17 protein-coding genes and 1 pseudogene are annotated in these 15,991 nt (G+C 69.7%); 3 read left to right on the top strand and 15 right to left on the bottom strand.

The genetic code is table 11. The features are described 5' to 3' along the window. Position 1 precedes the first annotated feature (1 nt). From ACGFNH_RS28600 to ACGFNH_RS28565, 8 genes are all read right to left on the bottom strand, one after another. Positions 2 to 991 (bottom strand): branched-chain amino acid ABC transporter permease, encoded by a 990-nt coding sequence (locus ACGFNH_RS28600; protein ID WP_393658578.1) that lies wholly within the window; start codon positions 989 to 991, stop codon positions 2 to 4. Next, positions 988 to 1,989, bottom strand: coding sequence for an amidohydrolase family protein (locus ACGFNH_RS28595; RefSeq protein WP_393658576.1), 1,002 nt, complete (start codon positions 1,987 to 1,989; stop codon positions 988 to 990). The genes ACGFNH_RS28600 and ACGFNH_RS28595 overlap by 4 nt, the downstream gene beginning before the upstream one ends. A gap of 79 nt (positions 1,990 to 2,068) precedes the next feature. Further along, a complete protein-coding gene (locus tag ACGFNH_RS28590) occupies positions 2,069 to 2,641 on the bottom strand; it encodes a 3-hydroxyanthranilate 3,4-dioxygenase (RefSeq protein WP_393658574.1) in 573 nt (190 codons plus the stop codon). 5 nt (positions 2,642 to 2,646) lie between these two features. Then, positions 2,647 to 3,153, bottom strand: coding sequence for a RidA family protein (locus ACGFNH_RS28585; RefSeq protein WP_393658572.1), 507 nt, complete (start codon positions 3,151 to 3,153; stop codon positions 2,647 to 2,649). Then, the gene (locus tag ACGFNH_RS28580; protein ID WP_393658570.1) at positions 3,150 to 3,917 is read right to left on the bottom strand and encodes a 2-keto-4-pentenoate hydratase; all 768 of its coding nucleotides are present in this window, start codon (positions 3,915 to 3,917) and stop codon (positions 3,150 to 3,152) included. The genes ACGFNH_RS28585 and ACGFNH_RS28580 overlap by 4 nt, the downstream gene beginning before the upstream one ends. Next, complete coding sequence (locus tag ACGFNH_RS28575; protein WP_393658568.1) at positions 3,914 to 4,711, bottom strand: 2-keto-4-pentenoate hydratase; 798 nt, start codon at positions 4,709 to 4,711, stop codon at positions 3,914 to 3,916. The genes ACGFNH_RS28580 and ACGFNH_RS28575 overlap by 4 nt, the downstream gene beginning before the upstream one ends. A gap of 12 nt (positions 4,712 to 4,723) precedes the next feature. After that, on the bottom strand, positions 4,724 to 6,154 hold the full coding sequence (locus ACGFNH_RS28570) for a 2-hydroxymuconic semialdehyde dehydrogenase (protein ID WP_393658566.1): 1,431 nt from the start codon (positions 6,152 to 6,154) through the stop codon (positions 4,724 to 4,726). Continuing rightward, positions 6,151 to 7,338: an ABC transporter substrate-binding protein gene (locus ACGFNH_RS28565; RefSeq protein ID WP_393658564.1), complete on the bottom strand. Its 1,188-nt coding sequence runs from the start codon at positions 7,336 to 7,338 to the stop codon at positions 6,151 to 6,153. Before ACGFNH_RS28565 ends, ACGFNH_RS28570 begins: the two co-directional genes overlap by 4 nt. A 128-nt stretch (positions 7,339 to 7,466) precedes the next feature. Between ACGFNH_RS28565 and ACGFNH_RS28560 the strand changes: the two genes are divergently transcribed. Beyond that, positions 7,467 to 8,414 carry a LysR substrate-binding domain-containing protein gene (locus ACGFNH_RS28560; RefSeq protein ID WP_393658562.1) on the top strand — a complete coding sequence of 316 codons (948 nt, stop codon included), beginning with the start codon at positions 7,467 to 7,469 and terminating at the stop codon, positions 8,412 to 8,414. Positions 8,415 to 8,494: 80 nt separating this feature from the next. Beyond that, a complete protein-coding gene (locus ACGFNH_RS28555; RefSeq protein ID WP_393658560.1) occupies positions 8,495 to 9,121 on the top strand; it encodes a flavin reductase family protein in 627 nt (208 codons plus the stop codon). A 166-nt stretch (positions 9,122 to 9,287) separates the two neighbouring features. Here the strand turns inward: ACGFNH_RS28555 and ACGFNH_RS28550 are convergent. The 7 genes and pseudogenes from ACGFNH_RS28550 to ACGFNH_RS28520 form a co-directional block, all read right to left on the bottom strand. Beyond that, positions 9,288 to 9,489: pseudogene (locus ACGFNH_RS28550) on the bottom strand (sugar phosphate nucleotidyltransferase); the annotation flags it as partial. 90 nt (positions 9,490 to 9,579) lie between these two features. Continuing rightward, positions 9,580 to 10,164 carry a hypothetical protein gene (locus ACGFNH_RS28545; RefSeq protein ID WP_393658558.1) on the bottom strand — a complete coding sequence of 195 codons (585 nt, stop codon included), beginning with the start codon at positions 10,162 to 10,164 and terminating at the stop codon, positions 9,580 to 9,582. Next, the gene (locus tag ACGFNH_RS28540; protein WP_393658556.1) at positions 10,161 to 11,393 is read right to left on the bottom strand and encodes a hypothetical protein; all 1,233 of its coding nucleotides are present in this window, start codon (positions 11,391 to 11,393) and stop codon (positions 10,161 to 10,163) included. The genes ACGFNH_RS28545 and ACGFNH_RS28540 overlap by 4 nt, the downstream gene beginning before the upstream one ends. Positions 11,394 to 11,399: 6 nt before the next feature. Next, positions 11,400 to 12,143 (bottom strand): ATP-binding cassette domain-containing protein, encoded by a 744-nt coding sequence (locus ACGFNH_RS28535; protein WP_393658554.1) that lies wholly within the window; start codon positions 12,141 to 12,143, stop codon positions 11,400 to 11,402. A gap of 749 nt (positions 12,144 to 12,892) precedes the next feature. Further along, positions 12,893 to 13,075: a hypothetical protein gene (locus ACGFNH_RS28530; RefSeq protein ID WP_393658552.1), complete on the bottom strand. Its 183-nt coding sequence runs from the start codon at positions 13,073 to 13,075 to the stop codon at positions 12,893 to 12,895. Between the two features lie 258 nt (positions 13,076 to 13,333). Continuing rightward, positions 13,334 to 14,206, bottom strand: a complete 873-nt coding sequence (locus ACGFNH_RS28525) for an undecaprenyl-diphosphate phosphatase (RefSeq protein WP_393658550.1) — start codon at positions 14,204 to 14,206, stop codon at positions 13,334 to 13,336. Between the two features lie 144 nt (positions 14,207 to 14,350). Then, a complete protein-coding gene (locus ACGFNH_RS28520) occupies positions 14,351 to 15,136 on the bottom strand; it encodes a TVP38/TMEM64 family protein (RefSeq protein WP_393658548.1) in 786 nt (261 codons plus the stop codon). A 49-nt stretch (positions 15,137 to 15,185) separates the two neighbouring features. Between ACGFNH_RS28520 and ACGFNH_RS28515 the strand changes: the two genes are divergently transcribed. Further along, positions 15,186 to 15,935, top strand: coding sequence for a DNA alkylation repair protein (locus ACGFNH_RS28515; RefSeq protein WP_393658546.1), 750 nt, complete (start codon positions 15,186 to 15,188; stop codon positions 15,933 to 15,935). Positions 15,936 to 15,991: the final 56 nt, after the last annotated feature.

Raw genomic sequence — 15,991 nt, 5'->3', positions numbered from 1 at the left:
GTCAGGTCTCCTTCCGCGCCCGGCCCAGGCGGCCCAGCCGCAGCAGCGCTTCGGAGAGGCCGCCGGGGAAGAACACCATCACGGCGATCATCAACACCCCGGTGGCCAGCGGTGTGGAGATGCCCAGATCGCGGGTGACCTGAGGCAGAGCCTGCAGCAGCCACATGCCGAGCACCGGCCCGAGTCGGAGTCCCGTACCGCCGATGATCACTGCCGCGACGATCTGCACCGAGGCGTCGATGCCGAACTGGTCGGGCGAGAGGAACTGCAGATGATGGGCGTACAGAGCGCCGGAGACCGCGGTGAGCGCGGCGGCGATCAGCCACAGCGCCGTCTTGTACCGGAAGACCGGGATGCCCAGCGCGCGGGCCGCCGCCTCGTCCTGCTCGATCGCGCCGAACGCCTGCCCGTAGCGGGAGCGCATGAGGTTGCCGATGCCGGCCAGTGCCACGGTGAGTACGGCCCAGCCGGTCCAGAACGACGCCTCACGCGAGTCCAGGGCCACCCCGCCCACCGAGAGCGCGGGCACGCTCCTGCCGCTGACGCCCCCGGTGAGGCTGCCGAGGTTGGTGAACGCCTGGGTGATGATCAGGCCGAGCGCCAGGGTGGCGAGCGCGAGATAGAAGCCGTGCAGCCGCAGCAGCGGGGCTGTGATGAGAGCGACGACCAGGGCGACGCCGATCGCCAGGAGGATGCCCAGCGGTTCGGGCAGCCGCCACTCGGTGACCGCGAGGGCCGCCGCGTACGCCCCCAGTCCGAGGATCGCTCCCTGCCCCAGGGAGACCTGACCGGCGTAGCCCGAGAGCAGTCCCGTACCGAGGGCCGCGATGCCCCAGATTCCGGTCAGCACCAGGACGTCGAAGAAGGCGTAGGCGGCGAACAGCGGCGGCGCGGCAAGCGTGAACAGCGCCACGCAGCCCACGAGCGGCCAGGGGGAGCGCCGTGCCGCATCGGGCGTCGGGGTCGAGGGCGGGGCGAGGGTCGCCGTCACGACGCCTCCGTTCCGAAGAACCTCATGGCGTTGCCGCCGAGGATGAGGTCCCGTTCCAACTCGCTCAGTTCGGCGCAGTTCCGGATCGCCTCGCCCGGCTGCTGCTCCCCGAGGGGGAAGGGGTAGTCGGTGCCGAGCATCACCCGGTCCGCGCCCATGACTTCCACCAGGAGGCGCAGTGCCCGCGGGTCGAAGACGGCGGAATCGACATGGAAGCGCCGGACGTAGGCCGACGGCGGCTTGGGAGAGTCCGACCGTACGACGTGGCGGTGGTGCCAGGCGTTCTCCGCCCGCCCCAGCAGGTAGGCGAAGCTGCCGCCGCCGTGGCAGAAGCACAACTTCAGCGACTCGGGGAGCCGTTCGAAGCTTCCGGAGAGCATCATCCCGAGGATGCTCAGATGCGTCTCGGCCGGCATCCCGACGAGCCAGGCGAGCATGTGATGGTTCATGCGCTCAGCGCCGAGCATGTCCCAGGGGTGCACGAGTACGGGGATGTCCTGCTCCGCGCAGTGCGCGAGGAAGTCGGTGATACCGGCGTCGTCCAGGTCAAGGGAACCGACATGGTTGCCGATGTGCACTCCGCGGTGACCGGCGGCGGCCGCCTTCGTCGCCATCTCTGCCGCCAACGCCACGTCCTGCAGCGGCACTTGGCAGAGCGGCAGCAGCCGGTCCGGGGCCTGCGCGCAGTAGTCGAGGATCCGGTCGTTGACCAGTTCGCACCACTCGCGGGCGCGCTCGGGTTCGGCCCCGTACCCGAACAGCAGCGGTGTCGAGGAGATCGCCTGCGTATCGACGCCGAAGGTGTCCATGTCGGCCAGGCGTTGCTCCGCGTCCCACAGCGGCGCGCGGACCGGGCGGTACTCCTGGTCGCCGTTCATCATCATCCCGGTGCCGTCGCCGAGCACGCGCAGCCACGGCTCCACGGGGCCTCCGAGCACGCGGGCCTCGGCCTGGGAAAGACGGGGGAACACATGGGCGTGAACGTCGATGACAGTCACGGAACCTCCAGTTGTGCGGCACGCCGCGGACCGCCGTGCCCGGGTCGGCCGGGCGGGCGGTGGCGTGAAAGGGGGAAGGTCAGGCGCGGGGAACGGTGACGGGGCGCGCGGCGTCGGGCCACTCGCGCCCCGGGTGGACGGTGCCGCAGTGCGAGCAGGTCCGGTCACTGGCGTAGAACGCCTCGAAGACCGGCGGCAGATCGGCGGTGATCGACCGTACGTGGACCTCGGCGCGGTGGACGAGCCGGTGGCAGTTCACGCAGTACCACTCGAAGGCATCCGTCCGGTCGACGGGCCGGGTGAACTCCACGACCAGGCCGATGCTCCCCGGTTCGGGACGCTGCGGAGAGTGCCGGACGTGCGGCGGCAGCAGGAAGACGTCGCCTTCGTTGATCTGTACGTCGACGGGAGGCCGTCCCTCCTCCTCCATCACGCGCAGCACCATGTTGCCCTGGAGCTGGTAGAAGAACTCCTCGACGGGATCGTCGTGGAAGTCGGTGCGCTGGTTCGGCCCGCCCACGACGGTGACCATGAGGTCGCTGCCTTCCCAGATCTGCACGTTGCCGACCGGCGGCTTGAGGAGGTCCCGGTGCTCCTCGATCCAGCGGTCGAAGTTGAACGGCTGTCCGTGGGACAACTTCGGCAGGGTCATCGCGCTCATTCCTTACTCACCGGCCCGGACCGTTCCCGGTCCGGGGCTGGGGTGCTCGTTCCGTCGTGGCCGGGGCCAGGGGCCCGGCCGCTGCTGAGGGAGACCGGGACATGGGCCACGCAGCTCATCTCCACGACGAGGTGCGGGTGCGGAAGCTGGTGGACGGCGACCGTCGTACGGGCCGGGCCGCTCTCGTCGAAGTACTCCGCGTAGACCTCGTTGTAGCCGCCGAAGTCGTTCATGTTCACCAGATACGCGCTGATGGAGACGACGTCGCCGAGATCTCCTCCGGCGGCGCGCAGCAGCGTACGGAGGTTCTCCAGCACGGCGCGCGTCTGGGTGCGGATGTCCACCTCGGTGACGCCCATCGAGTCGGCGGACGCCCCGGCGAACGTGCCGTCCGGCAGCCGCGAACTCGTCCCGGACACGAAGACGAAGTCGCCCGCCCTGCGCAGATGCGGAAACCGGCCCCGGGGCCTGGCGGCCCCCGCCACGGTGATCGCGTCGCTCATCGTGTGGTCACCTCCACCCGGCCCAGACCGGCGGACGTCACCCTGACATGGGCGCCGCGCGGCAGCGGTACGGCAGTGGTGGCCGCGCCCGCGAGCACGATCCAGCCGGGCTCCAGTTCCATGCCCGCGGCCTCGGCGAGCCGGGCCGCGGCGGCCAGTGAACGGTACGGATGGCCGAGTACGGCCGCGGTCGAGCCCGTCTCCGCCGTACGCCCGTCGATCTCCAGGAGCAGGCCCAGATTGCCGACGTCCACCGGGTCGTGCCAGGGGCCGATACCGAAGGCCGCGGCCGAGGCGTTGTCCGCGATCACGTCCGGCAGGGTGAACCGGAAGTCCTGGTAGCGGGAGTCGAGCACCTCGTACGCGACCGCCACCGCGGAGACCGAACGGGCCGCTCGGAAGGGGCTCATCCGGCCCGACAGGGGGCGCCCCAGCAGGAAGGCGATCTCCGGTTCGATCCGTGGATGGATCAGGCCGCCGGTGTCCAGGACGCCGCCGTCCTCCACGGCCATCGCGTCGGTCAACCGGCCCCAGATCAGGTCGTCCACGCCCATCTGCGCCATCTTCGCCCTGCTGGTGAAGCCCATCTTCACGCCGACCACGGTCTCGCCCCGGGCGCGGCGCCGTTCCAGTGTCATGCGCTGCACGCCGTAGGCGTCGTCGACGCCGAGCGGTGCCGTGTCGGTGAGCGGGGGGATGGGCCGGCGTGCGCGGGCGGCTTCGTCCAGGGCCTCCGCCATGCCGGCCGGGGTCGCTCCGGTCATGCCGACTCCTTTCCGAAGGCGGCCCGGACATCGCCGAGTCCGTCGATACGGGCCTCCAGGACGTCGCCGGGAGCCACGTCCACCATCGGGCCCAGAGCACCGGTGAGCACCGTGTCCCCGGCTCGCAGCGGGCGCCCGAAGCGCACCATGGTGTCGGCGAGCCAGAGCGCGGCGTTGAGCGGATGGCCGAGGCAGGCCGCGCCGGTCCCGGTGGAGACCTGGTCGCCGCGGCGCTCCATGACCATGCCGGCCAGGCGCAGATCCAGTGCGCGTAGCGGCACGGGCCGCGTGCCCAGCACGTACAGACCGCTGGAGGCGTTGTCGGCCACGGTGTCCACGACGGTGATGTCCCAGTCGCGGATCCGGCTGCCCACCACCTCGATGGCGGGTAGGGCGAACGCCGTGGCCCGGAGGAGGTCGGCGAGGGTGTGGCGTTCGTGGGTGAGGTCGTCCTCCAGCACCAGGGCCACTTCGGCTTCGGCCCTCGCCTGGGTCACCGCTCCGGGCGGAATCTCCTCCCCGTCGGGCACGGCCATATCGGCGTAGAGCATCCCGAAGTCCGGGCTGTCGACCCCGAGTTGGCGCTGCACCGCGGGCGAGGTCAGTCCGATCTTCCGGCCGACCGGCCTCCGGCCTTGCGCCAGCCAGCCGTCGGTGAGCCGCCCCTGTACGGCGTACGCGGAGTCGAGGCCGGTGATCAGGTCGCGTACGGGGGCGCACGGCAGGCCGGTGGCGTGGGCGTCGCGCAGTCGTTCCGCCGCCGCGTCGAGAGCGGAGTCCATCGTCTCGGTCATGGTGGGCCGCCCTCAGATCCCTATGCAGACGTTGACGGGCTCGGAGAAGAAGTCGAGGGAGTACTCGCCGCCCTCACGCCCGATGCCGCTGGCCTTGACCCCGCCGAAGGGGGTCCGCAGATCGCGGAGGTTCCAGCAGTTGACCCAGACGACGCCGGCCTCGACCCGCGGTGCGACCCGGTGGGCCCGGGACAGGTCCCGGGTCCACACCGTCGCCGCCAGGCCGTACGGGCTGTCGTTGGCGAGCCGGACCGCTTCCTCCTCGGTGTCGAACGGCGCGACATGGCACACCGGGCCGAAGATCTCCTCGCGCACGGTGCGGGCACTCTGCGGCAGGCCGGTCAGCACGGTGGGCTCGACGTGGAAGCCGCTGTCCCGCCCGTCCCCGAAGGCGGGTACGCCACCGCCTGCTACGACGTTGGCGCCTTCGTCGACCGCCAGCCGGTAGTAGGACAGCACCTTCGACCGGTGCGCCGCGGAGATCATGGGGCCGTAGTCGCGGAGTTCGGACGCCTTCTTCCCCAGTGCCGCCACGAACTCCTCGAAGACCGGCCGCTGCACGTACACGCGCTCGGTGCAGAGGCAGATCTGGCCGGAGTGTGTGAAGGAGGACCGCACGGTCCCGGCCACGGCCGCGTCCAGGTCGGCGTCCTCGAACACCAACGCGGCGTTCTTTCCGCCCAGTTCGAACGAGACCGGGGTGAGGTGTTCGGCAGCCGCTCGCATGATGGCCGTGCCGGTGGCCGACGCGCCGGTGAACGCGATGCCGTCCACCCCGGGATGGCAGGTGAGGAACTCACCCGCGCCGCCCTGCCCGTGGCCGTGCACCAGGTTGAACACACCGGGCGGCACACCGGCGGCGTCGATCACCTCCGCCAGCAGCGTCGCGGTGCCGGGCGTCTCCTCCGACGGCTTGGCGACGACCGTGTTGCCGGCCGCCAGGGCCGGGGCGACCTTCCAGGACAGCAGGAGCAGAGGGAGGTTCCATGGCGCGATCACCGCTACGACCCCCAGGGGGCGCCGGACCGAGTAGTTCAGCGCCCCGCCGGAGCCGTCGCCTTGGGCGGTGGCCGTGTACGCGCGCTCCGGCCGGCCGTGGAGCAGATCCGCGTACGCCCGGAAGTTCCGGACGGCCCGCGGCACGTCCACCGTCTCGGCCAGCTCGCGCGGCCGGCCGGTGTCGGCGACCTCGGCCTCGGCGAACTCCGTGAACCGCGCCTCGATCCCGTCCGCGATCCGGTGCAGCACCTGGGCGCGTTCCTCCGTGCCCAGCTGCCCCCACGGACCGCGCAGCGCCTCGCGGGCCGCGGTCACGGCGGTGTCCACCAGGGTTTCGGACGCGGCCGGGACGGTGCCCGAACGCTTGCCGCTGGACGGGTCGATCAGCGGGAACGGTTCGCCGTCGTTACGGAACGCCCCGGATACGTAGTGCGCGTACCTCACCGGTCGACCTCCACCTTCCCGGCGACGGTGAACCGGCCCTTCTCGGTGAACCGGAGCACGATCTCCGGAGGCGTCGTGCCGCGGTGGTCCTTCGCGCTGAAGGAGTAGTCCGACAGCAGGCCCCGGTGGTGAGTGACCGCCTGGAGCTTCTCCGCGACCTGTGCACCGTCGCGGGCGCCCTTCTCGTACGCCCCGGCGATCAGCTTCGCGGCGTCGTAACCCGCGGCAGCGGGCCAGTCGGGACGGGCGTTGTGCCGCTCCTCGTAGGTGCGCGCGAACTTCCTGATCCCGGTCCCGATCGGCAGGTCGTCCGGAATCTCATCGGGCACCTGGATCCAGGTGCCCATCGAGTAGACGCCGCCGGGAGGCAGGTCGGACTTGACCAGCTCGGCGGTGGCGAGGCTGGTGGCGCCGGTCCCGGCCCAGACGGGCGCCTTGAGCCCCTGTGCCTTTACGGCCTTGACCACGGGCGCGATGTTGGCGCCGGTGACGCAGCCGTAGAGCACCTCGGGGCGCTCGGCCGCGATGTTGGTGATCTGGGTGTCGACATTGGTGTCGCCGGGCGCGAACGTCTCGGTGGCCACGACCCCGACCTTGTTCGCCTTCGCCCCGCGGCGGAAGAGGCGGTCGTAGTCCTCGCCCGACTTGTCGCTCGTGGCGATGCACGCGGCCTTGGTGAAGCCCTTGTCCTTCATCCACCGGGCGGGCAGTTCGCCGAGGTAGAACGACGGGTCGAAGGAGGCGCCGAAGACGCGCTCCCCGAGCGGCACATCGGCGCCGGACATGCAGTACTGGGTCACCTTGCGGGCCTCGGCGAGCGGCCGGACCGCCATGCAGGTGGAGGCGAGCGAGGTGCCGATGATCGTCTGCGCGCCGTCGTCGATGAGGCGCCTCGCCTGCTGGGCGGCGATGTCCGGCTTGCTCTGGCTGTCGGCGAAGACGGTCTCGACCTTCCGCCCGTCGATGCCGCCCGCCTTGTTGATCTCGTCGACGGCGATGCGGATGCCGTTCTTCTCCTGGACGCCCAGGGTTGCGCCGGGGCCCGTGACATCGAGGAGCACGCCGACCTTGATGGCGCCGTCCTCGCCGCCGGTGTCGTTCACCTTTGCGCACGCGGCCAGCCCCGCGAAGGCCGTCAGCCCGGCCAGAGCGGCCCTTCCCAGCATCAGCGTTCTCCGCCGCATCGCTCTCCCTCTCCACGAGTCGTACGTGGTCCGGCGCGTTCCGGATAAAGGAATGATGCGAACCCTAGCCATGCCCGTCTAATACCGATTACCGTGAAAGGTATATCGGTTGTGTTATAGGGGGCTGTGTGCGAACCATCGATCTGCTCAACGGGCGCTTGAAACTACGGCACTTGACGCTGATCGTCGCCATCGCCGAGCACGGCAGCGTCTCCCACGCCGCCGAGCATGTGCGCATCGCCCAGCCCGCACTCACCCGCAGCCTGCGCGAGGTCGAACAGATCCTGGGCGTCGACCTGTTCGTCCGCGGCCCGCGCGGAGTGCAGCCCACCCTCTTCGGGGAGGCCTTCCTCGAGCACGCACGCTCCGTGCTGGCCGAGCTGCGCCGCGCAGGGGAGCGCATCACCGGGCTCGCCGACGGCGAGGTGGGCACCGTGACCATCGGGACCCTGCTGGCCGGGTCGAACGTCCTGCTGCCCCGGGCCATCGCCACGCTCAAGGAGAGCCGGCCCGGGATCACCGTCATCGTCCAGGAGGCACCCTTCGACTCTCAGGTCCCCCGGCTCCTCGAAGGGGACATCGATCTGATCCTCGGCAGGCTCAACCCCATCGACGACCAGCCCGGACTCCGCCAGATCACCCTCTACAGCGAGCCGGTCAGGCTGGTCGTACGCACCGACCACCCCGCGCGGGGCAGCGACGGCCTCACGCTCGGCGACCTGATGGAGTTCCCCTGGGTGCTCCCGCTGGAACAGACCGCGCTCAGACAGGAACTGGAGCAGGTCTTCCACGCCGAGGGGCTGCCGCTCCCCGGCAATCGCACCGAGTGCACCTCGATCATGACCGTACGCACCCTGCTGCGGACGACGGACATGATCGCCGCGATGCCCGAGTCGCTGGTGCGCACCGACGATCACCTGGTCCCGTTGCCCATCCCGCTGTCCACGGTGCGCCGTTCGGTCGGCGTCACCCTGCCCGCCCGCGGATCCCTCGTGCCCTCGGCAAGGATGATGCTGGACCATCTCCACGCTCATGCCGCCGAGATCACCGATCTGGTGAAGGCCGGCGACACCTGACGGCCGCCCGCCGCAGACGGCCGGCGCGTGCACCTCGCGTGCCGGGCCGGACAGGGATGCCGGTCATGGATACTGGCGGCATGCGCATCGATCTGGACCCCGCCGCCACGGACAGGAACTCCTTCTACCGGCTCCTGACGTCCGTGGTCGTCCCTCGCCCCATCGCGTGGGTCTCCACCGTCTCGCGGGACGGCTGCACCCCCAACCTCGCCCCGCACTCGTTCTTCACGATCGCCTGCGTGGCGCCGCCCATCGTGCAGTTCACGTCCGTCGGACGGAAGGACACCCTGCGCAACGTCGAGGAGACCGGTGAGTTCGTGGTGAACCTCGCTCCCGAGCCGCTCTTCGAGAAGATCAACGCCACCGCCACCGACTTCCCGCCCGGAATCAGCGAGTTCGAGGCCGCGGGCGTCGAGACCGAGCCCAGTCTGCGCGTGAAGCCGCCGCGCGTGGCCGACTCGCCGGTGGCCCTGGAGTGCGCACTGCACAGCACCCTGTGTCTCGGCGACTCCACGGTCGTCCTGGGGCGGGTGCTGCACGCCGCCGTGTCCGAGGACGTGATGGACGGCCGGCACCCGGAGATCACGAAGCTGCGTCCGCTGTCCCGGCTCGGGAAGGACGAGTGGGGCGCGCTCGGCGAGTTGCTCGAGATCTCCCGCATCCCCTACGCGGACTGGGACGGCCACCGGCCCGGCGACACCCGCTGAGGGACGCTCGCTGCTCTGGTAGGGCGGCGGCTCCTCGCCCGGGAATCACACCTCACATACGACGACGTCCACGGTGCGCGCGGCATGCGCACCGTGGACGTCGTCGTACGGGGAGCGGGGGCTCAGCCCGCGGAGGCCGCCGCCCGTGGGTCCAGCACGTGGACCGGTCCTGACTCAGGCTCTTGCCGCCGGAGACGACGATGGTGATATCGGTGGTGCCGGAGTGCACAAGCTCGCGCACGGTGTGCTCGATCACCGGCTTGTCATCGACCGGAAGCATCTCCTTCGGAGTTGCCTTGTTCAGGGGCAGCGGCAGAGAGCCCAGTCCAGCGGCGGTGACCGCTGCCCCTACGCATTGTCGGGGGCATCCCGTCTCTCTCAGTCCGGCCGGCATGACACGCTCCGACGCTACCAACGCACACGGGACCGGCAGCGCGCGCTCCGCGACTCCAGTGTCTTCACGAGGGACGTGGCCGACTGGTTGCGGTCATGAGGCCCGTGACGAAAAGCAGGAGAGCGGCCACTCCTGCGAGTGCAGAGTCGGCGGTGTGGAGGGGCCAGGTCCAGGCGTACGGTCGGCCGCCCGGTCCGAGCCCGATGAAGGCGCAGATGAGGGGCAGTGCGGCTACGGCAATCGTCCCGTGGCGGTCACCGGCGATGCGCTGCACGATCAACCCGACTCCCAGGTAGCCGAGCGTGTTCCTGGCCACGGCGAGGCCGAGCGGGAAATCGAGGAGCTGAGCTTCGGCGATGCCGAGCAGCGCGGCTGCTGCGCCCGCGGCTGTGAGCATCGAGACGGACCAGGTCGTCATGGGACGGACCGCAGTGGCGTCCATCTCTGCGAGCCCGCGGCTGAGTCCGTAGAGCAGGACGCACGCCGGGAACACGGGGAGAACGAGGGGGACGGGTATGCCTGCCGACAGCCCTCCGAAGAGCGACGGCACCGGAAGCGCCGAAGAGCCCAGGAGCGGAGCAATGGTGAAGCACAAGAGCACAGTCGCGGCGCAGGCGAAGATCGCATGCGCCCGAAGCCACCAGATCACGGAGCGCTCTTCCTCGTGGTCGCGTATGAGGAGGGGGACAGGCGCGGTTTCACGGTGCAGTCGCGCACAGCGCGCATGTTGTGGTCGAACCATGTCTTCTGCGCGCGGGGAGGTAGCTTCCGCACCTGCTGTGCGAGGGCCACGGCCTCCGGCGGCCAGCGCTTTTGGAGGGAGCTCGCATCCTCGCCCGCTGTCAACGCCAGCCAGGGATAGATCACAGTCTCTGCGTCGTCGCTCGCATTGCACGAAGGCGAGTCGGTGGGGAGAAGGGTCGCCGCGGTGTCTGTAGGGACCTCGCTACGGACAGGTTCGACCCTCCCGTACTCCACGCGGGCGGGAGGGTCGATGCCCACGGCACGAAGGCGGTCCGCCGCCGAATGAGCCCACTTGAGGAACTCCCGCTTCCGGGAACGCTGCTCGGGCCACAGACAGACCTGCGGTTGGCGGCCGGTGCACTGAAGTGCCGAGGCCTCGCGGGCTTGGGCTCCATTGAATCCGAGCGGAACCGCCAGCATCACGGCGATCGCGATACCGGCAAGCCCTGTGGCTGCGGCCACCAGGACTCGTAGCCTTCCGTTACGCAGGGCGAGGAGGATCATGGCTGCCGCGATGAGACCGATGCTGAAGGCGGCGGTTGCTCCGAGGCTGCGTAGCGACGTTTCCTGGTCGAGTGAGCAGCAGTCGCCGACTCCTTGGCCATTCAGGTGCCGCAACCAGGACGGTTCACCGAGTGCGGCCGGCCAGAACCCCCAGAAGTAGCCGGTGATCAGCATGCCGGCGGCGCCGAGGACTTGAGGCGCCTTGCGGCCGACGAGGTAGCCGACGGCGATGTGGCTGAGCACGACGAGGTACGCGGTGGCGAGTACGGCGGGGTTCGGGAACCCCGGTCCACCCATCGCAGGCCCTGCGAAGACGGCCAGAGCGACGAAAATGCCCAACAGGCCGAGAACAGCGACCGGAGCGAGATGCTCGGCCGCGATGCGCAAGCGTCCCCTGGAGGGGGCCCAGCTGTAGATGAGCGCGGCCTCGAGGCGTGAACTCTCCCAGGCTGCACAGGCGCCGCACGCGGCGCTGACGAAGCCGAGGACGAGCGTGGACTGGCTACTGGCGGACTCCCAGTAGGCAATGGTCGAGTCGAGGTTCTGGACACTGACCCACAGCAGGGCAGGAACCAGGGCCAGAGCGACCCACAGAGCGGGGCCGGACCGGAGAAGCGTCTTGAGGCGCATCGCGTTTCAGACCTCCCCTTGCACAAGGTCGCGATACACCGCTTCGGCGCGGCGTTCCGCTGGAATGCCGCGCGCCGCGCGCGCAAAGAACTGCTCGGTACTGCCGTGATAGGTGACACGGCCTCGGTCCAGGACGACGACGGTTTCGTAGATGTCGGCCAGGTCTTCCGTCTGATGCGTGGAGACGACGAAATCGACGCGGTCGCAGAGCTCCGCGAGGAGGTCCCTCAAGACGCCACGTTGCACAGGGTCGAGGCCGGCCGTGGGCTCATCGAGCAGGACCACTTCGGCCTCGTGCACCAGCGTTTGCGCGATACCCATACGGCGCAGCTGTCCACCGGACAGTTGGTGGCTGCGCCGGTCGGCGAGGTCGGTCAGGCGTACACGGTCGAGCGCCTCGACGGATCCGGCCCAGGCCTGCCCCTTGGAGAGGCCCTTGAGCCAGCCGGCATAGGCAACTTGCTCTCGGACGGTCAGCCCTGGCACGGGCTTGATCGTTTGAGGAAGCCAGCCCACGCGCTGCCGGTAGTCGCGCCTGTCCCGCCTTCGCACGCTGTCGAGCGGCCCCCAACGGACATGGCCCTGCGATGGTGCGAGGACGGACGCGCCAAGTGCCAGGAGCGTGGATTTGCCCGCCCCGTTCGGCCCGAGCAACACGGTGCAGCCAGGGGGGAACTCCACATCGAGGGAGTCGAGCACGAGCGCGCCGGAGCGATAGCCGAAGGTGCAGTCTGTGAAACGTAGGGGCACAGGACTTCCAGTCAAAAGATGGAGGGTAACCGGATGCGATGGTCCGGCATGCCGAGAAAGACTTCTTCAACTGAATTCCGGCGTACCTGAACGTATAGTTGCTCTGAACCTTGCAACCCTGGAACTTGACGCTGGTCGAAACGCCATCGCGGTTATTGTCCTGCCAGTGCCGGGACTCCTTGCCCGGGAGTCAGCTGTCCGCATGGGAGACGAACTCGCCCTCGGCGTCCCGCTATCACTGCTTCAGTCTTCCGCTGAAGACGCATCGCTTCCCCCTTGCTCGGCGCGCAGAAAGGTTCTGCGTGCCCACGCATTCGGTCACTTGCTCATGATCACTCAAGGATTCTTACCTACCTGCGAGTACGGCGCAATCGACTTTGGATCATCTGGTGGGCAGGGTTTGAGCATTGGAGGATTCCATTCCGGGACGCCGACTCCATCGATTGGCCATTCAGGCTCGCAATCCGGTGGCTTGTGCGGCATCGAATGCCGGCTCAGGCGATGCAGGCGAAAAAGCGGAATGGCTTGTTCGTTGTGGTGGAGTGGCCAATTTCGAAGATCAGAGGTCAACACCCGCTGCGGTAGGCGCCTCAGTAAGTCATGTAGCGAGGATGCAACGGATCGCTGAGGCATCGGCCGGCCCGGGTCGCGCAGCTATGGGGTCCTCGCTCACTGCGGCCATAGCGATCGGCCGGCCACAGTCGACAACGGGGCGCCGGACTTCGAAGAGGCCATCGCCCGCCCGCACCCTAGGCAGCGGGTACGACGTCGCGGCGTTCGGCCGCTGCCCACTGGACGATGAGCCGCGCGTATTCCTCGCGCTGCGCGGGTGACAGCGTTCGGCCATCGGCGCGGGCCCACAGGTCGCGGATCCTGGCGTTCAACTCCGCAGCGGACAGGCGAGTTGAGCCAGGGCGGGGAGTGTCGGACATGCCCAGGATCATAGGGCCGCAGTGCGACATTCGGCCCCGGCCGTCGGTCCGTGAGACAAAGCTGCCGAGACCCGGCCCTGTTGCAGATCGCGCCCTCTTCCCCGAGCGCGCGGTGGACCTTCGGCGCTGTCGCCGTGGCGATCCCGTGCGAGTGGGAGACAAGTGGGAGACGATCTTGTTCCGCGTTAGGTCACCTGGGTGGGCTACGACCGACCAATGTCGAATGATCGGGCAGCCCGCTCACCGCGAATCGGACCGTCAGCCCGCCGTCTCGGCCGCGTGAGGGCTCAACGTGCCAGTTCCCACCAGGATGTACAGCGCGATCCCCAGCAGGATCCGGTAGATCACGAAGGGCATGAAGCTCTTCGTGGTGATGAAGCGCATGAACCAGGCGATCACCGCGTAGCCGACCACGAACGCCACGACGGTCGCGAAGATCGTCGGCCCCCACGAGACATGCCCCTCGCCCGCGTCCTTGAGCTCGTACGCACCGGAGGCCAGGACCGCAGGGATGGCCAGGAGGAAGGAGTAGCGGGCCGCGGCCTCGCGGGTGTAGCCCATGAGCAGACCGCCGCTGATCGTGGCACCCGACCGGGAGACACCGGGGATCAGCGCCATGGCCTGACACACGCCGTAGATCAGTCCGTCCCGGACGCCGAGTTCGGAGAGTGTCTTGCGCTCCCGTACGGCACGGTGCTTGGCACCCTGCTCGTCCCGGGCGGCCAGCCGGTCCGCGACGCCCAGCACGATGCCCATCACGATCAGCGTGGTGGCGATGAGCCGCAGATCGCGGAACGGACCCTCGATCTGGTCCTTGAGCGTGACGCCCAGCACGCCGATCGGGATCGAGCCGATGATCACGAGCCAGCCCATCTTGGCGTCGTGGTCGCCGCGCATCTCCTTGTCGAACAGCGACTTCGACCAGGCGCTGATGATCCGTGCGATGTCCTTGCGGAAGTAGATCAGTACGGCGGTCTCCGTGCCGATCTGGGTGATCGCCGTGAAGGCGGCGCCGGGGTCGTGCCAGTCCGCGAACGCCGCGGTCAGCCGCAGGTGGGCGCTGGAGGAGATCGGCAGGAACTCGGTCAGCCCCTGGACGAGCCCGAGGATGAATGATTCGAACCATGTCATGACGGGGTGCGCTCGTCCTTGTGCTCGTGATCGTCGGGAGAGTTCGCCTAGATGCTATGGCCTCCGGGTGACGGCCATGACCGCCGGGGTCACCGGATACGCCTCAACAGCCCTGACGGACCCGGGTTCGGCGCACCCGTACCGTCAGCGCCTGCGCAGACGCCCGCGTTTGCGCCACGCGACGGCGGCGCCCGCGATCCCCGTCACGGCGATGAAGCCGGCGGCGATCAGGAATGCGGGCGAGGCGGGCGTCGCGGCCCGGCTGCCCGCGATCGCGTACGCGGCCGTGTTCGGGATGCAGCCGAGACCGGTGGCGATCAGGAACGGAGCCCAGCCCATCCGCGAAACCGCGGCGCAGTAGTTGGCCGCGGCGAACGGAACGCCGGGGAAGAGCCGTACGGCCAGCATCGAACGGAAGCCGTGCCGGCTGAACTGCCGGTCCGCGGCGACCAGCCAGCGGGCGCGCAGCAGCGGCCGCAGCGCGTCCTGACCGAGCACCCGGCCGAGGCCGAACGCGATGCCCGCACCGATCACCGTGCCCGCCACCGCGGCGGCCAGCCCGAACGGCGCACCGAACAGTGCCCCGGCGGCGAGGTTCAGGATCGGTCGCGGTACGAGCGCCGCGGTGCACACGCCGTAGGCCAGCGCGAACAGCACCACGGCGGCGCCACCGGAGGCGCGCGGCCAGCCCTCGGTCAGCAGCTGCTGCGGCTCGGCGAGCACGACGGTGACCGCCGCCGCGGAGAGCAGCACGAGCAGCAGAGCGAGCCGGGCCCACGGTGACAGCAGTCCCCTGGCCCAGCGTCCGGCCGCCCCCGGGGTCGTGAGGTGGGGCGGCGCCGGGGCGAGGCCCGCGGGCACGGGCTGAGGCGGCTCCGCGGCCGGGCCCGGGCGCGGATGCCGCGGGCTCCGGATGGTGGGGGCTGACATCCGGGGAGAGTAACCGACGTTGTCGGTGCCCCGCCGTATGTTGGGACACATGCGACGCATCACAGCGGGGCCGGAGAAGCCCGACGGCCCGCGGAGCCCGGAGGCCCCGGAGATCCCGGAGAGCGGCCTCGCGGACGCGCTGCTCCCGCGGCTGACCGAGACGTACGCGGCTGCTGCCGATGCCGAGCGGGCCGTGGGCGCGGCCGCGTACATGAAGGACATCGCGCCCTTCCTCGGCATACCGACCGCCGAGCGCAGGGCCCTCTCCCGTACGGTCCTCGCCGGCACGCCGCGCCCGGACGAGAAGGACTGCACGGCGATCGCGCTGCGCTGCTGGGAGCTGCCCGAGCGGGAGTACCAGTACTTCGCGGCCGACTATCTGCGCCGCCATGTGAAGCGCTGCTCCTCGGGCTTCCTGCCGGTCGCCCGCCATCTCGTCGCCACCAGGTCCTGGTGGGACACGGTGGACACGCTCGCCGCGCATGTCGTCGGCCCGCTCGTCGCCGCCGACCCCCGGCTCGCGGCCGCGATGGACACCTGGATCGCCGACGAGAACCTGTGGATCGCCCGTACCGCCCTTCTGCACCAGCTCCGGTACAAAGGGGCCACCGACACCGAGCGGCTCTTCGGCTACTGCCTGCGCCAGGCGGACCATCGCGACTTCTTCATCCGCAAGGCCATCGGCTGGGCGCTGCGGGAGTACGCCAAGACCGACCCTGAAGCGGTCCGTTCGTTCGTCGAGTCCGCCCGGGACCGGCTGGCGCCCCTCTCCGTCCGCGAGGCGCTGAAAAACATCTGAGTCCGGATCGGGCTGCACGATCTGACCCTGCCGGCCCGAACGAGCGCTCCGCGCAA

This window comes from Streptomyces sp. NPDC048639 (assembly GCF_043199075.1).
Classification (GTDB): Bacteria; Actinomycetota; Actinomycetes; order Streptomycetales; family Streptomycetaceae; genus Streptomyces.
The sequence above is the reverse complement of the archived record's forward strand: the minus strand, read 5'-3'. Positions and strand labels throughout refer to the sequence as shown.

Excerpts from the sequence above, each read along its gene's own strand:
- ACGFNH_RS28585 (WP_393658572.1), bottom strand. The coding sequence starts at position 3,153 with ATGAGCGACGCGATCACCGTGGCGGGGGCCGCCAGGCCCCGGGGCCGG.
- ACGFNH_RS28520 (WP_393658548.1), bottom strand. The coding sequence starts at position 15,136 with ATGTCAGCCCCCACCATCCGGAGCCCGCGGCATCCGCGCCCGGGCCCG.
- ACGFNH_RS28565 (WP_393658564.1), bottom strand. The coding sequence starts at position 7,338 with ATGCGGCGGAGAACGCTGATGCTGGGAAGGGCCGCTCTGGCCGGGCTG.
- ACGFNH_RS28590 (WP_393658574.1), bottom strand. The coding sequence starts at position 2,641 with ATGACCCTGCCGAAGTTGTCCCACGGACAGCCGTTCAACTTCGACCGC.
- ACGFNH_RS28575 (WP_393658568.1), bottom strand. The coding sequence starts at position 4,711 with ATGACCGAGACGATGGACTCCGCTCTCGACGCGGCGGCGGAACGACTG.
- ACGFNH_RS28530 (WP_393658552.1), bottom strand. The coding sequence starts at position 13,075 with ATGTCCGACACTCCCCGCCCTGGCTCAACTCGCCTGTCCGCTGCGGAG.
- ACGFNH_RS28540 (WP_393658556.1), bottom strand. The coding sequence starts at position 11,393 with ATGCGCCTCAAGACGCTTCTCCGGTCCGGCCCCGCTCTGTGGGTCGCT.
- ACGFNH_RS28525 (WP_393658550.1), bottom strand. The coding sequence starts at position 14,206 with ATGACATGGTTCGAATCATTCATCCTCGGGCTCGTCCAGGGGCTGACC.
- ACGFNH_RS28515 (WP_393658546.1), top strand. The coding sequence starts at position 15,186 with ATGCGACGCATCACAGCGGGGCCGGAGAAGCCCGACGGCCCGCGGAGC.
- ACGFNH_RS28555 (WP_393658560.1), top strand. The coding sequence starts at position 8,495 with ATGCGCATCGATCTGGACCCCGCCGCCACGGACAGGAACTCCTTCTAC.
- ACGFNH_RS28580 (WP_393658570.1), bottom strand. The coding sequence starts at position 3,917 with ATGACCGGAGCGACCCCGGCCGGCATGGCGGAGGCCCTGGACGAAGCC.